The sequence below is a fragment of the Nostoc sp. genome (assembly GCF_035638895.1).
Taxonomy (GTDB): Bacteria; Cyanobacteriota; Cyanobacteriia; order Cyanobacteriales; family Nostocaceae; genus Nostoc.
This window is the reverse complement of record NZ_DASQZC010000602.1, coordinates 1-14352: the sequence shown is the minus strand read 5'-3', so window position 1 is coordinate 14352 and position 14352 is coordinate 1. Positions and strand designations below refer to the sequence as shown.

The following is a 14352-nucleotide window of genomic DNA, read 5'->3' as shown; positions in this document are numbered from 1 at the left end:
CGATTTTTTAGCGATCGCTCGATCACATCCATTACCCGCTTGGAACGGTTCGCCTGTAAAATGGCGTTTAGCAGTTGAGCATCATAAAATCGGCTTAAATAGGCAGCTGCCATAAAATCTTCTTCTTGTGCTTGCATTAACCGATTTGTATCCGATCGCAAGCCGTGCATCAAGGCAGTTGCACATTTAACGTGTTGATTTATGCTGCTATCTAATGCCAATAACCCCGTTTGGAGATACTGCGTAAAAATTGTTGCCGTCGCTCTAACATAAGGACGGATATCCTCAAACTCTGATTGCAGATCGCCTTGGATACTGTGATGGTCAATGAGGACTACTAGAGGAATTCTAGCCTGCTGCACTGCTGACAGTAGCTGTGAAGTGGTTCCCTGGTTATCAATTAATACAAAACCTTGATAACATGACAAATCCTTAGTTTTCAAGGTTTGCGGCGTCCAGCGTTGGATAGGTAAATTAGTTAACCTTACCAAGGCAATATTTTCTTGATGGCTCAATGCGCCAGCATAAATGATTTCACATTTGATATCATATTGCTGGGCAATTAACTGATAAGCCCAAGCACAGGAAAGGGCATCAGGATCAGGAAAATCTTGCAGAATTACCAGTTGGCGATCATGACGGTGTGCCAGAAGGGTTCTTTGCAGTTCTTCTGACTTTTGTTGTGCCAGGGAATTACCACGGTTATTAAGATATATAGCTCCATCGCTTACCGATGGCGGTAATGACGGAGTTTTAAACGAAACTTCCACTGGCGCTTTTTCTATTTCAGGTTCCTCTGGGTTTGGCTCTGTGGTCGATGACAAACTCTCAAACTGAGTAACGGGAGAATTCAAGTACATAGGGAACTTTTTTAAAGTGTGAGGCTCCTTTAATTCAGAAATACTATAATCAGCAATTCACTGAATTCAGCCGCATTATTTTGATCTTCGCAAAAATATCAGGACATTGCACTATACATCTGAGTATATTTTTGTCAGTCACAGCAGCGCTTAACAATGGCCCATAATGAAGTAAATTCCACTCTTAGACCTATAGGTGCTGGAAACAAAAAAGTTTAGTAAGCTGTTATGTATACAACTTGCACAATCAGGGCGGGCAAGATGCCCACCCCACAAGCATTTTGAAAAAATATTAGTGCAAATTAAAGGCGCAACAGCTTATATAGGGCTTTATCTGACAGCATAAATCTGTTTGACGAGCTTTTTTTGTCTTTCTAAATTCAATGAGTGGGATTTTAATCTGACTTAGGGTATAATTTATATCTTAGACTTTAGTTTTACTCCTTGATATTTGAAATAGTCTTATGCTCAATACTCTCATTCTTGTGAGTATTGAACAATGCGTGTTTTTTATCCCCTTTAAAAATTCTGATAATTTAGAGCGAAGTCTAGTAGCGCAAGGCGGAAGTCAAAAGTTAAAACGTCAAAAACCTATATTTTTGGGCTTTCTGGCTGTAATGAAATAGTAGGTTTATTTCCGCCGTGTTGTACTAGTGCAAGAAGACATAAGCTAGGGAGCAAGCCCCATACATAAATGTAGAGGCTTGAGCGTTGAGTCATTGCACCTGTTTGGGAGACGCGATCGCATTCGTTGCGAGCAAATATAGCCACCAATTTTTTAACAATCGATAACTAAATTTATTGGCACTCTCCCAAAGCAAAAAGGTATTTCTTCTTTCTCTTTTGCTCCTCTGCTTATTTGCTCAAAGACCTATAACATACTTTTGCCACTCTGTATGCAGTCCACTCTTAAGATGTTTACTGACCTCGAAATAGAGGCTGCTATAAGGTTGGCGAGGAGGATGACGTAAAGGCATGTGAGCTTCATTGGGAGTTCGACTGCCTTTTTTGACATTGCAACGCACACAAGCAGTCACAATGTTCTCCCAGCTATCGCCCCCGCCGCGCGATCGCGGTATTACATGGTCTAGGGTCAACTCATCCCCTGTATAACCACAGTATTGACACGCATGACCATCACGGTGCAATATATTTCGGCGAGTCAGAGGAATTTCTTTATAAGGAACACGCACGTAATGACGCAACCGGATCACGGTCGGCAACGGAAAATCCGAGTACAGGAATTTGCCGTTGTGTTCCACATGTTCTGCTTTGCCTTTGATTAACAGAACCACAGCACGACGCCAACTCGTTATATTGAGAGGTTCGTAAGAGGCGTTTAAGACTAAAACCTTCCCCATTTATCTGCGCTCAGGGTATTAGCTTTACATAAATGTTAACACAAATACATCCTACTAGGGAGATGAGAATAAATTATACTTTCAGGATAATTCGGCAATTAAGTTATGAGTTAGAAGTTGAGAAGTGAGGAACGTCTCAGGCTTTGCTCCCACTCATAATTCTTAACTTTTACTTTAATACCGCAACATCTTGTAGCAATTCCAATATGAAGGTTACACTTCCTATTTAATCTGATCTCGCTTTAGTAAGCGTGTATGGATAACTTAAAAGTTTAGCCGTGGTGGGATAGGAGTCAGTACAAATGTTAAGTCACAAACAAATCCCTGGTGTAGTTACTAATCAGCAGTGCGACACCTATGAGTGGTTTTCGCAACGAGCCTGGGTAGAAATTGACTTAGGGGCGTTGTCGTACAATGTAAAGCAATTGGTACAGTTTTTATCGCCGCATACTGAGTTGATGGCAGTAGTAAAAGCTGATGCTTATGGACATGGAGCGATAACAGTCGCCCAAACTGCAATCGAATCGGGAGCTAGTTGGCTGGGAGTCGCTACAATTCCAGAAGCGATTCAATTGCGAGAAGGGGGGATTCAAGCGCCCATTTTGATTTTAGGAGCAACTCATACACCAGAGCAGATTCACGCGATCGCACATTGGAAACTTCAGCCTACACTCTGTAGCCCTAAACAAGCTTTAGTATTTTCCGACACTCTAGAATCCATAAACTATGATTCTCCCATACCCGTACACATCAAATTAGATACGGGAATGTCTAGGTTGGGAACTAATTGGCAGCAAGCTGGTGAATTTGTGCAACTAGTGCAGCGCTTACCACATCTATCTATTGCCAGTATTTATTCTCATTTGGCAACAGCAGATGATCCTGATACTACGGCGATGGAAGAACAGCATAAACGATTTGAGGAAGCGATCGCTCAAATCAAAGCAATGGGAATCCAAGCGCCCTGCTTGCACTTGGCAAACTCAGCTGCTGCACTGACAAATCCGGCATTGCACTACGACATTGTGCGAGTAGGTTTAGCAGTTTACGGACTCTACCCAGCAACCCATTTACAAAATGTGATCAATCTCAAGCCGGTTTTGCAACTTAAGGCAAGAGTCACCCAAGTTAAAACAATTGCCGCAGGAACAGCTGTTAGTTACGGGCATAAATTTATTGCCCCGCGTGAACTTTGCCTCGCCGTCGTAGGAATTGGCTACGCTGATGGTGTGCCTCGCAATCTTTCCAACAAAATGCAGGTGTTAATTCGCGGTCAGCGAGTTTCGCAAATCGGGGCAATTACAATGGATCAGTTGATGCTGGATGTGAGTGCTATACCCAATATCCAAGAAGGGGAAGTAGTCACCTTGCTAGGGGAACAGGGAAAAGAAAAAATTTCAGCAGACGATTGGGCAGAACAACTAAACACTATTTCTTGGGAAATTCTCTGTGGGTTTAAGCATCGTCTGCCTCGTGTTGCGGTTATGTAATTGGGCATGGAGAAGAGGCACAGGAGCAGGGAGCGGAGGGGAAAGAGGAAAGAGGTAATTTTTTATTTTCCCCCTTGCCCCCAGCAATATACTGGTTCTTTATCTACCCCTGCCTCCCCTGCTCCCCCTGCTCTCCCATTCCCCACTCCCTATTCCCAAAAATAATTTCTTATGGTATGATAGTAAACTGATGCGGATGTGGCGGAATTGGCAGACGCGCTAGATTTAGGTTCTAGTTCCGAAAGGAGTGAAGGTTCAAGTCCTTTCATCCGCACTATTAATAAATTGAATTGCCTTATCTAGGCTGGTGCTTAAACTGGAGTTAAAATTTCAGGGATAATTACCAGCCTATTTAAATATTGATTGCATTGCCTAAATAGGACTTACGTATAAGAGATGCTGCCCTTAAGTAAGTCGGTGAGAATAATTCAAACTATATTAACTAATGTAAAAAATTTTGGAATTAGTTTGTAGTGAGAACTTTAGCCCTCCAAGTAGGGCTGAAGTCCTTACTACAAACCTTTAATTATTTACGCCGTCCTACTTAATATCTTGATAAGTCTTCGCTTCGTTGTTATCTCGCCTTGGATTGAAGAAAGAGACAAGGGGACAAGGGGAGGAAATCAGATGGGGATTCAGACCCCACCTGATTCAAGTCCACCAAAAAGTGGTGGGGGTCTTAAACCCTTGGGCGTTGCCGCACGACTTGGGGATGGGGAGACAAGGAGACTTGGGGAATTGTTTCCCCATCCCCAAGTCCTCTTCGATAACTAATGCCCAATCCCCACTCCCCTATTCATAATTCAATTACTGCCTTAACTTGCATATTGGTTAAGGTGGCGGCTTTTTGGCTGGAAGCTTCATCTAGTCGGATATGGACTTCGACTACTCTGTTATCGATATTGTTAGCAGGATCTGTGTTAATGACATTCTGCCGCCGCACTTGTAAGCCTTTGCGATCTACGATTCCCTGGAATTCAATGGAGAGGGAATCACCAAATACTCGCGCTTGCTGCCCTGAACGCACTTTGTCGATATCGCTTTCGTAGACTTCGGCTATGACATACATCTGGTTGGTTTGTCCGATATCAGCAATGCCATCATTTGATATTAATTCGCCAGGATGGGTATGGATCTCAAATATCTGTCCATTTTGAGGCGATCGCACTTCGGCCTGTTTTAAATTTACTTTTGCCAGATTCATGGCTGCTATGGCACGATTGACTTCTGCTTGGGCAGCTTTTATATCCACTCCGGGCACTTCGGCGATTTCATCGAGTGTTGCTGTGGCTTCTTTAATCTTTTGCTGGCTAGTTGATTGAGTCCGATTTAACTGTGCTTGTGCTTCTTGCAGGCTTTTTTGAGAGGTTTCCAAGTTTAAACGCTTATTATCTCGTTGGGAAGCGGAAATTGCCCCCTGTTTATATAGCTGCTGATACCGTTCGTCTTCTGCTTGGGCGTTACGTACTTCGGCTTGGAATCGCTCATTTGTCGCTGCTTGGGCATTAATATCACCTTGGCGTTCTGCTTGTAAGCGAGCGATCGCGGCTTTTTGGGCGGCAATTTCACCGGGTTTAGCACCTGCTTGGATGCGGTTTAAGTTTGCCTGGGCTACTTTTACTTGTTCCTGTGCCTGTTCTAATTCTGCTTGCAAGCGATCGCGGCTGTTCAAAATTGCAATTACCTGTCCTGCTTTTACCCTATCCCCCTCTTTCACTAACAACTTTTCTATCCGACTTCCTTCCGCAGACACCGCAGCAGAGAGTTTAATTACTTTTCCCTGTGGTTCAATCCGCCCTAAAGCTGTTACCGTTTTTAACTGTGGCAATTGTGTTGCTGGCACTTGTGCCTCTGGATTTGCATAATTTTGCCAGCTTTTTAGTATATAAAAACTTATTCCGCCAATCAATAAAAATGCAATTATACCTACACCAACGGATAGACGCAGAAGAGACTTAGGGAACGCTCTATACCCTAGCTTTGAGTTTCGCACCATAGATTACCTCTTAACTAGTGGCGCAGAAAAAACTAAATACTTCTTGTTAATCGTTCGATTCATAGTTCATTAGAAATGGTAATTGTTGATAATTTACCAACCTACTGCTATTTAGCTCGATAGGATAACAACAAGTCATATCAAATCCGGTAGCATCTGAATGATTAAAAACCGCAGAGACGCTGAGGGGGCAGAGAAAGAGGAAAGAGGAGTAATATCAATTTCGGGTGATTACTTATAATAAAATCTATCAATTTAGGTTGGGTTGTAGCAAGATACCCCTAGTACCGCAAGGCGGAAGTCACGCATTCACGCATAATTGTATTCCAAACTTTTACGCCATTTGAAATGGTATGTTTATTTCCGCCGTGCTGTACTAGGAGTACGGCAGTGAAACCCAACATAAACAAGGATAAAATGTAGGGTTTAGTTCCTCAAACCCTACTACAGATATTATAAGTGTTTAACGGAATCTGATATAATTCCAATACAAAAGGGTTTGATATCACTCTCCAGTATTAAAAGATTTATGTTTTTGACGAATTACTTTAGTTTTTTTAAAGTACTCAGGTATAGTAAACGTTTTCAAGTTTGTGGTTTGTAACAGCGCCAACAATTAGAGGCAAATTCAGTCAGAGAAAATATTTTTGTCAGGAAAGCCAAATAAATTCTAATTCCTAAGAAATATCTTTGAATTTAATATTTATATAATTTTTAGTGATATATTTTGCTCCTAAAACTTATTTTTTGAATGGTATTTTAAATTGGTCAATCCCTTAGCTAGCAATAACCTCAGTGCGCGATCGCAACTATATTGAAAACCTCTTGGCATTTCATAACTGTTATATCAAGTCCGGGTAATTAGTTATGATTCCCACGGTCATTGTACCCCACCCTCCACCCCAGGGCTATTTCATTCTCATCTAGCCCGCCTCAGAATGAATTCACCTCTCTTATAGTGAAAGTCATCTAAAGATGACTGAGAAAAGGTTCTAGTCCGTTTTAACGGACTTTAGCTATTAGCCAAGAACTTTAGTTCTGGGCGGTTTATGTATAGAATGAAATGTCTATATAAAAAACCCGCCTGCGCGGGTTATAACAAGGGGCTTAAATGACTGAAACTTTAGCTCTTTGTTACTTCCAGTGTTTGGGTATTTTCAAATTTTCTGGTAGCATTGTTGTGCGATCGCCAAGTGCCTGTTCAATCTGTTGTAATTTAAGGTTTTCACATCCACTCAAGTTTGCTCTAGAGAGGTTAGCCTCTTGGAAGTTAGCATCTTGCAAGTTAGCTGTACTGAGTAACACAGCTTCTAAGTTGGCTCCAGCAAGTTTTGCATTTTGCAAATTACTACCAATTAGATTTGCATCTTGAAGGTTGCTATCCTCAAGGTTTACTCCTTCTAAGTTGGCATCACAAAGGATTGCTCCTTCTAAATTTGCACCACAGAGGATTGCTCCTTCTAATTTGGCATCACAAAGGATTGCCCCTTCTAAGTTGGCATCATAAAGGGTTGCCTTTGAGAGGTTTGCTTTTCTGAGGATTACGCCTTGGAGATTGGCTTCTGGAAGCATTGCTTTTTGCAGGTTGGCTTCATAGAAGATTGATCCACAAAGATAGGTTATTGATAAGTCTGCTTCTGACAGATTTGCTCGGGTAAAATTGACCCATTGCAAGTTAGCTCCAGCGAGAATTGCCCTAGAGAGGTTTGCTTCAGTTAAGTCTGCATTACTGAGGTCTGTATTGCGTAAATCTAGTTTCTGATTTACCGGATCTTTATGTGAATCGCGTCGTCCAATGACAGTCAAGGCTGTTTGAATATCTGTAGGAAGTTTTGATGAGTGGTGTGAGTCCTCATATTTCTGATTTACTGGGGCATTCTCGCGGATAAATGCAGCGAGAATTTCCATAATTGTCCAATGGTCTTTGTGAGAATCTCTGGCAATTCGCTCTAAAGCATAAATTGCGGCAAACCGCGTTTCAATCTTTTCATTTCCCAACTGCTCAATTGCTTTAGAAAAACGTTCTGGAACAATTTCTTCTAAAGTTTCTTGGGTGTTCTTAATGTCAGTTACGATGTTGTTTTCCCAAGCTAGTGTGCCAGAAAGAAATTTATTTAACACACTCTGATTGTCATTAAAAGAGAGTCTAGAAGTATAGTAAGCATTAATAATTAATGCTAATCCTCCGATAATTATGGCAACAGTTATTAATGCTTGATTAATATATTCTATTTTTTCTTGATTTGAAAATCCTGCAATGTTTTCAAAGAATGAAAAAATTAGAGTTAATGTGAAAATAAATATAATTGAGACAAATACCAAGAAAGTCGTGAGTCCATTTGTCTTTATGAGAGACATGTCATAAGTCTTCATATCTGACTCCTTACGGAAGTGAATTTAGGTTGATTTTAAGACCATATTCAAGGTTATGATAGAGTACAAACACGTAACTACTTGACAGATCCTTAAATCTACTTCATAGAAATTATCTATAAAATCTTCGATAAGTTATTTTTCAAACATCCTCTGAACTGCTGTGGATAGTGATAGAGACTTAGGGATTTCCAAGAAATAAATTATCCAATCTTGTGGGGTGGGCATCTTGCCCGCCTTTGACTATGGGCGGGCGAGACGCCCACCCCACAATAAATAGTTGTATATTTTTTTATTTGGAAGTCCCTTAACATGGTTGTGCCTGAAGCGAAGCTATTCCACGCAATTGAAACGGTTGTGTTAGCTATGAAAAAGAGTTTAAAATCTGTAACCTTAACGAGGTTAATCTAATTACTCAGGTTGATCGCAAACACCTAAGTAGATTGAACTAGATTAGAAATCGCCATGAGCAATTCGTCTGGTGCTACAGGTTTAACGATGTACTGTTGAAAGCCTGCTTTTAGTGCTTGCTGCTGATTGATTTCGCCTGCATAAGCAGTCAGAGCGATCGCGGGAATCTGTTTTTCCCCTATTTCTGCTTCTAGAGTCCGCACCTGTTTTATGAGCATATAGCCGTTCATCTCTGGCATCCCAATATCGCTGAGTAAGATATCTGGCTTTGACTGTGTTAGCGCTTGTAATGCTTCATCTCCTGATGCTGCTGTGGTGACGATCGCTCCAAACTGTTCCAGTACAAAACTGAAGAAGTCGCGGGTATCAGCATTGTCATCTACAATCAAAACTTGTAAACCCATGAGGGGAGAAGCGGCAAAAACGGCAGTTGAGAAATCATCACTCGTGTCATCCTTGATTGTTGCAGCTTCCTTGAGCCGTGGTAATCTAACTGTGAAGATAGCTCCTTGCTCCTCGCCAAGACTTTCGGCGCAAATCGTTCCACCGTGCATTTCGACCAAGTGACGAGCGATCGCTAAACCTAATCCTAACCCACCAAACTTTCTAGTTGTTGTACCGTCACCCTGACGGAAATAGTCAAACACATGAGGTAGAAAATCAGGGTGAATACCTTTGCCTGTATCGCTCACAGTAATCTGCACTTGAGCGTCGAAGCACTCCAATCGCACATTTACTTTTCCCCCAACCTCTGTAAACTTGACGGCATTAGATAACAGGTTCCAGAAGACTTGTTGCAAGCGGGCTGAATCACCCAAAACTTTCCCCTGCGGATCAAGCGCCGTCTCAATGTGAATGGTTTTTGCCTCTGCTGCTAAACGCACTGTTTCCATTGCAGATTCAATAATAAATGCCAGATTGACTGGCATCATATTAAGGTTGAGTTTGCCCTGGAGGATGCGAGAAACATCTAGTAAATCTTCAATTAGTTCAGCTTGTAATTTAGCATTGCGTTCAATAGTTTGAAGGGCTTTTTTAAGTGATATCTCATCAAATTTACGGCTCTGCAATAGTTTTGCCCACCCGATAATCGGATTCAGTGGCGATCGCAATTCATGAGAAAGTACCGCCAAAAACTCATCTTTGATTCGGTTAGCAGCTTCGGCTTCCGCTCTGGCTGTTTGCTCAAGTTGCAAAAGGCGATCGCGTTCTGATTCGGTGCGCTTGCGATCGGTGATATCCGTTAACATAGCGATCGCGCCCAAGAACTCATTTTGTTCATTCAAAATCGCTCTAGCAGAAATCAGTGTCCAAATATACGAACCATCTTTGCAGCGCAATCGAGCTTCTTTAAGATCGCTCCCTTCTTGCTTGTGCCACTCCAGTTTCTCTTCGGCTGCTACCCCATCAACGCAATCGATAAAATAAAACATAGAACGATCAAGCATTTCTTCTGCCGGATAGCCCAACATCTCACAGAGCCGTTGATTCACAAACTCTGTTCGTGATTGAGAGTCAATCATCCAAATTCCCTCATACGAGGTATCAACAATTCGGCGATACTTGGCTTCACTCTTCTGTAGCGACTCTTCCGCTTGCTGGCGCTCCCGGCGCTCCTTAGCTTCCCGCAATGCCCGTTGCACTGAGGGAACTAACCGCCCTAGTCCTTGCTTTAATACATAATCGGTTGCGCCATTTTTCAAGGCTTCGATCGCTAATTCTTCACCCAGCGCGGCAGAAACAAAGATAAAAGGAATCTCTGGACATTTATTTCTGGCAATTTCTAAAGCCGAAATTCCATCAAAAGATGGCAGGGCATAATCGGCAAGAATTAAATCGAAAGTCTCTGCTTCCAAAGCAGCCAAGAAATCAGCGCCAGTTTCAACTCGTATTAGTTCGCAATTAATTCCGCCTTCGGTTAACGTCGCTTGGGCAAGCTCTGCATCTAACAAACTGTCTTCTAAAAGCAGGAAACGGAGTAGATTCATTAATTCTTCTCCTGTTGACGATGAGGTGCTGGAGGTAGAGCGCCAACAGGGGGCTGATTAATCACTGCCCAAAACAGTCCTACACCCTTGATAGCATCAGCAAACTCATGGTAATCAAGAGGCTTGACGACATAAGCATTAACGCCTAACTCGTAGCATCGAACTAAGTCTGGCTCCTCACTGGAAGATGTTAGTACTACCACTGGAATCACTCGCATTATTGGGTCAGATTTTAGTTCTGCCAGCACTTCTAATCCATCGATTTTAGGTAGTTTTAAATCGAGCAGCACCACAACCGGATGCCCTTCCATCCGCAACCGGAACAGTCCCCGGCGATAGAGATAATCTAGTGCTTCCTCTCCATCACGCAGTACCACCACTTCGTTGGCGAGATGATTTTCCGATAAGGCAGCCAAGATTAATTCTGCATCGTTGGCACTGTCTTCAATCAGCAGAATTCGCTTAAGTTCTTTCATTCGCCCTCCTTCTTTGACAACTTAGGTAGTGAGAAATAGAAGGTGGCTCCACTGTCAACTACAGACTCTGCCCAGACTCGACCATTATGCCGATGAATAATGCGTTGCACGTTTGCCAATCCAACACCTGTACCTTCAAATTGTGGATCGCTATGCAGGCGTTGAAATACTCCGAATAGCTTGTGAACATATTGCATATTAAAGCCTACGCCGTTATCTTGTACAAAAAAGACAACTTCGTTTTCATTGTCAATACTGCCAACAGTAATTTCTGTTGGGTTTCGAGTCTGCGTATATTTTACGGCATTGTCTATGAGGTTGCGAAGGACGAGCCGCATCATGGAAGGATCACCTTGAACTTCTGGCAGTGACTCTATGCGCCAATTGATTGTGCGTCCTGGGATTTGGATTTGCAAATCGCGTTTTATTTCTTCGACTAGTTGCTCCATATTGATGTTGATGTAACGCATTTCGGTGCGCCCCATGCGAGAAAATGTGAGCAACTCATCTATTAGTATTCCTGCCTGTTTGCTAGTTTCTGCAATTATTCTTAAATAACGCTGACTTGCTTCATCTAACGTAGTTGTTGAGCTATGCCGCTTTTGAAGCAATTCTATAAATCCGGCGATATGGCGAAGCGGCGATCGCAAGTCATGAGAGACTGAATAGGAAAATGATTCGAGTTCCTTGTTGGCGGCTTCGAGTTGGGCTGTGCGCTCTTGAATCCGTTGCTCTAGCATTTCATTGAGTTGTTGCAAGGCGGCTTCGGCAACTTTGCGATCGTGAATGTCGCTAGCGATGCCCACCCACTTAATAATTTGTCCGGCTGCATCTCGAAATGGCAAACCCCGCACAAGATGCCAACGATAGCTACCATCAAAAACTCGACGAAAGCGAATTTCTGTTTCGTAGTTTGTACCCTTAGCAACAGCCTGCATCGAAGTTTTAAAAACGCGATCGCAGTCTTCAGGGTGAATGATATCAATCCAGCCATATCCAGATGTCTGCTCCATTGTCAATCCACTGTAATCAAACCAGTATTGATTGCAATAAGTAATACCATTATGGCTATCGCCCATCCAAATAGCCTGGGGCGACACTTCTGTTAAAATTCGGTATCGCTCTTCGCTGTCACGTAGCGTTGCTTCTGCCAAATTGCGATCGTGGATATCGACACAGGAGCCGATATAGCCGAGAAACTCTCCAATTGGTGCAAACCGAGGCACACCAGTATCTAAAACCCAACGGTATTCGCCATCATTGTGTCTAAGGCGATATTCCATTTTAAAATTTTGTTGGGCATCAAAGGCATTAACGTATGTATTTAAGCAACGCTGAAAATCATCGGGATGCACACCTTCAGCCCACCCATTGCCCATTTCTTGCTCTAGAGTCCGCCCGGTAAAATCTACCCAGGGTTTATTAAAGTAGTTACAAAGTTTGTCAGTACCGGACATCCAGATTAGTACGGGAGCGGTGTCTGCCATTTGGCGAAAGCGGGCTTCACTTTCACGCAACGCTGCTTCTGCTTGTTTGCGTTCACGTAGCGCAGCTTGCTGTTCGCTGATGTCAGTAATCAACGCCGCATATCCTTCAACGGTTCCCTGTTGATTAAACTGGGGAACGTAGACAGCATTAATATAACGTGTACCGCCATCTTGATAAGGAATTTGACTTTCAAAAGTCACCTGCTCTCCTGCCAGTACTTGTTCCACATAAGGACGAAGCACTTCATAAGCGGATTCACCTAAAACTTCCCAAAGATGCTTTCCATAAACTTCTGTCGCCGGATGCCCAAACCACTCATGATATGCCCGGTTATTGAAACGGTAGCGTTGTTCTGAATCTACAAAGGAAATCAAAACTGGTAACGTATCTGTAATTAAGCGAAGTTCTGTTTCTCGTTGTCGTAGTGCCTCCTCCATTTGCTTACGGTTGGTAATATCGCGCCAGCAATTGATTGCACCGATAATCTGACTTTGGGAATCCCGAATCGGTACTACATTAGCGCTGGCTATAATCCGGGTTTCATCAGGACGTTCAATGATGCATTCTTCATCGCGGATTGTTTCACCGTAGCGCGTAGCACGGTATAAAGGCAATTGCTCTAGGGTAAGGTGCGTTACACCATCAGCCAAAAATACACCGTAAGACTGAACGTAATCGCTAGAAGTCATACCAACGAGGGATTCACCAGGTTTACCCAAAAGCTCTTGCGCGAGTTTGCTGTTGGCAATGATTCGGAAATCAGGGGGGCCACCAGCGATCGTAATTCCCTCTGGGACATGTTCTAAGAGCATTTGCAGGATGCTTTGGGCAACTTCTGCTTGTTTGCGTTCGCGTAGCGCAGCTTGCTGTTCGCTCAAGTCAAGAACAAAACCAATAATTGTCCTATCTCCTTGCTTGGCAAAGCCAATTAAGACGGGAACTTGAGAGCCATCTTTGCGAATATATTCTTGCTCAAAGGGCTTACAACTCCCAGTAATTCTAAGTTCTTCAATTGCTCGCTCACTCACTTCAATGTATTCGGGTGGAGTAATCTCGCCCCAGCGAATTCTACCAGAGCGCAAATCCTCGCGTGTATAATTGAGCATTTCTAGAAAGGCATCATTGGCTTCAATGATTAAGCCGTTCAGATCAGCCACAACTACCCCAATAATATTGGACTCTGTTAAGCGGCCAAACCTGGCCTCGCTTTCACGTAGAGACTTCAAACTTGCCTCAGCTTTCCGTTGGGCTGTGCGGCGTGATTCGTTGAGCGAGCTAATTAACCCTGCTGCCAGGATGAACACGACCAGAGGGACTAATTTACTTAGACTTGTAATATTATGCGGCTCGAACGGCTTAAAAAAGAAGTAGTTGATTGCCAAACTAGACAAAACTGTAGCAAGTAGCCCCGGGCCCAAGCCACCATACCAAGCACTCACCATCACCGCAACATAAAACAGCGCCGCAGGAGTTGGCGTCAGATATGTTTTGAGCAGCAGAGTTGCCCCCAGTGCTAAGGCAAAGGATACCAAAGCAATACCATAATGCAGCAGTTGCTCTCTACTGCTAACAAAAATCTTTTTAGGTTCCGATGCCCTCACTTTATGAGCCATAACCCTACTCTGCTTCTGGAAAATACTGGTTTAGCAGCCTTTTGCCGGGTTCAGCCATCTGCCGTAACATTTCTTTTATTCGTTTTAGCGCTATCCGTGAAGGCACTGTATACCGATTTTCTCAACGATTGACTGGTTTTGAATGAAACCTTTAATCTAGCAGCAAACTATTTCTGAGAAAAATTGAGTTGTTACCGAAGCTCCCGAATTAAATCTAAAATCTTCAGCCGCTTTTTTAGAGACATTTCCTTTTCCTATTCCCCTAGCATTGACTAGGATAGGACAGGTGTCTTATT

At 42.9% G+C, this 14352-nt stretch carries 10 protein-coding genes and 1 tRNA gene; 3 read left to right on the top strand and 8 right to left on the bottom strand.

Annotation, left to right across the window (positions count from 1 at the left end):
* The 3 genes from VE944_RS29670 to VE944_RS29660 all read right to left on the bottom strand — a co-directional run.
* On the bottom strand, positions 1-860 hold an 860-nt coding region (locus tag VE944_RS29670), incomplete at its 3' end, for a DHH family phosphoesterase (protein ID WP_324985979.1).
* A gap of 591 nt (positions 861-1451) precedes the next feature.
* Positions 1452-1631, bottom strand: a complete 180-nt coding sequence (locus tag VE944_RS29665) for a hypothetical protein (protein ID WP_324985976.1) — start codon at positions 1629-1631, stop codon at positions 1452-1454.
* 92 nt (positions 1632-1723) lie between these two features.
* Positions 1724-2221 (bottom strand): HNH endonuclease, encoded by a 498-nt coding sequence (locus VE944_RS29660; protein WP_229553472.1) that lies wholly within the window; start codon positions 2219-2221, stop codon positions 1724-1726.
* A 302-nt stretch (positions 2222-2523) separates the two neighbouring features.
* Between VE944_RS29660 and alr the strand changes: the two genes are divergently transcribed.
* The 3 genes from alr (at position 2524) to VE944_RS29645 (ending at position 4485) form a co-directional block, all read left to right on the top strand.
* Positions 2524-3711, top strand: coding sequence for an alanine racemase (gene alr / locus VE944_RS29655; RefSeq protein WP_324985973.1), 1188 nt, complete (start codon positions 2524-2526; stop codon positions 3709-3711).
* Positions 3712-3903: 192 nt separating this feature from the next.
* Positions 3904-3985: transfer RNA gene (locus VE944_RS29650), tRNA-Leu, on the top strand.
* A gap of 353 nt (positions 3986-4338) precedes the next feature.
* Positions 4339-4485 carry a hypothetical protein gene (locus tag VE944_RS29645; RefSeq protein ID WP_324985970.1) on the top strand — a complete coding sequence of 49 codons (147 nt, stop codon included), beginning with the start codon at positions 4339-4341 and terminating at the stop codon, positions 4483-4485.
* 22 nt (positions 4486-4507) lie between these two features.
* Here VE944_RS29645 and VE944_RS29640 read toward each other — a convergent pair whose 3' ends face one another.
* The 5 genes from VE944_RS29640 to VE944_RS29620 form a co-directional block, all read right to left on the bottom strand.
* Positions 4508-5707 (bottom strand): ABC exporter membrane fusion protein, encoded by a 1200-nt coding sequence (locus VE944_RS29640; protein ID WP_324985967.1) that lies wholly within the window; start codon positions 5705-5707, stop codon positions 4508-4510.
* 1134 nt (positions 5708-6841) lie between these two features.
* Positions 6842-8065, bottom strand: a complete 1224-nt coding sequence (locus VE944_RS29635) for a pentapeptide repeat-containing protein (protein ID WP_324985964.1) — start codon at positions 8063-8065, stop codon at positions 6842-6844.
* Between the two features lie 449 nt (positions 8066-8514).
* The gene (locus tag VE944_RS29630; protein ID WP_324985960.1) at positions 8515-10479 is read right to left on the bottom strand and encodes a hybrid sensor histidine kinase/response regulator; all 1965 of its coding nucleotides are present in this window, start codon (positions 10477-10479) and stop codon (positions 8515-8517) included.
* Positions 10479-10955: a response regulator gene (locus VE944_RS29625; protein WP_324985957.1), complete on the bottom strand. Its 477-nt coding sequence runs from the start codon at positions 10953-10955 to the stop codon at positions 10479-10481. The genes VE944_RS29630 and VE944_RS29625 overlap by 1 nt, the downstream gene beginning before the upstream one ends.
* Positions 10952-14056 carry a PAS domain S-box protein gene (locus VE944_RS29620; protein WP_324985954.1) on the bottom strand — a complete coding sequence of 1035 codons (3105 nt, stop codon included), beginning with the start codon at positions 14054-14056 and terminating at the stop codon, positions 10952-10954. Before VE944_RS29620 ends, VE944_RS29625 begins: the two co-directional genes overlap by 4 nt.
* Positions 14057-14352: the final 296 nt, after the last annotated feature.

What these genes read in the sequence shown, in the direction of transcription:
- VE944_RS29640 (WP_324985967.1), bottom strand. Translation starts at nt 5,707, where the DNA reads ATGGTGCGAAACTCAAAGCTAGGGTATAGAGCGTTCCCTAAGTCTCTT.
- VE944_RS29635 (WP_324985964.1), bottom strand. Translation starts at nt 8,065, where the DNA reads ATGTCTCTCATAAAGACAAATGGACTCACGACTTTCTTGGTATTTGTC.
- VE944_RS29630 (WP_324985960.1), bottom strand. Translation starts at nt 10,479, where the DNA reads ATGAATCTACTCCGTTTCCTGCTTTTAGAAGACAGTTTGTTAGATGCA.
- VE944_RS29645 (WP_324985970.1), top strand. Translation starts at nt 4,339, where the DNA reads ATGGGGATTCAGACCCCACCTGATTCAAGTCCACCAAAAAGTGGTGGG.
- VE944_RS29660 (WP_229553472.1), bottom strand. Translation starts at nt 2,221, where the DNA reads ATGGGGAAGGTTTTAGTCTTAAACGCCTCTTACGAACCTCTCAATATA.
- alr (WP_324985973.1), top strand. Translation starts at nt 2,524, where the DNA reads ATGTTAAGTCACAAACAAATCCCTGGTGTAGTTACTAATCAGCAGTGC.
- VE944_RS29625 (WP_324985957.1), bottom strand. Translation starts at nt 10,955, where the DNA reads ATGAAAGAACTTAAGCGAATTCTGCTGATTGAAGACAGTGCCAACGAT.
- VE944_RS29620 (WP_324985954.1), bottom strand. Translation starts at nt 14,056, where the DNA reads ATGGCTCATAAAGTGAGGGCATCGGAACCTAAAAAGATTTTTGTTAGC.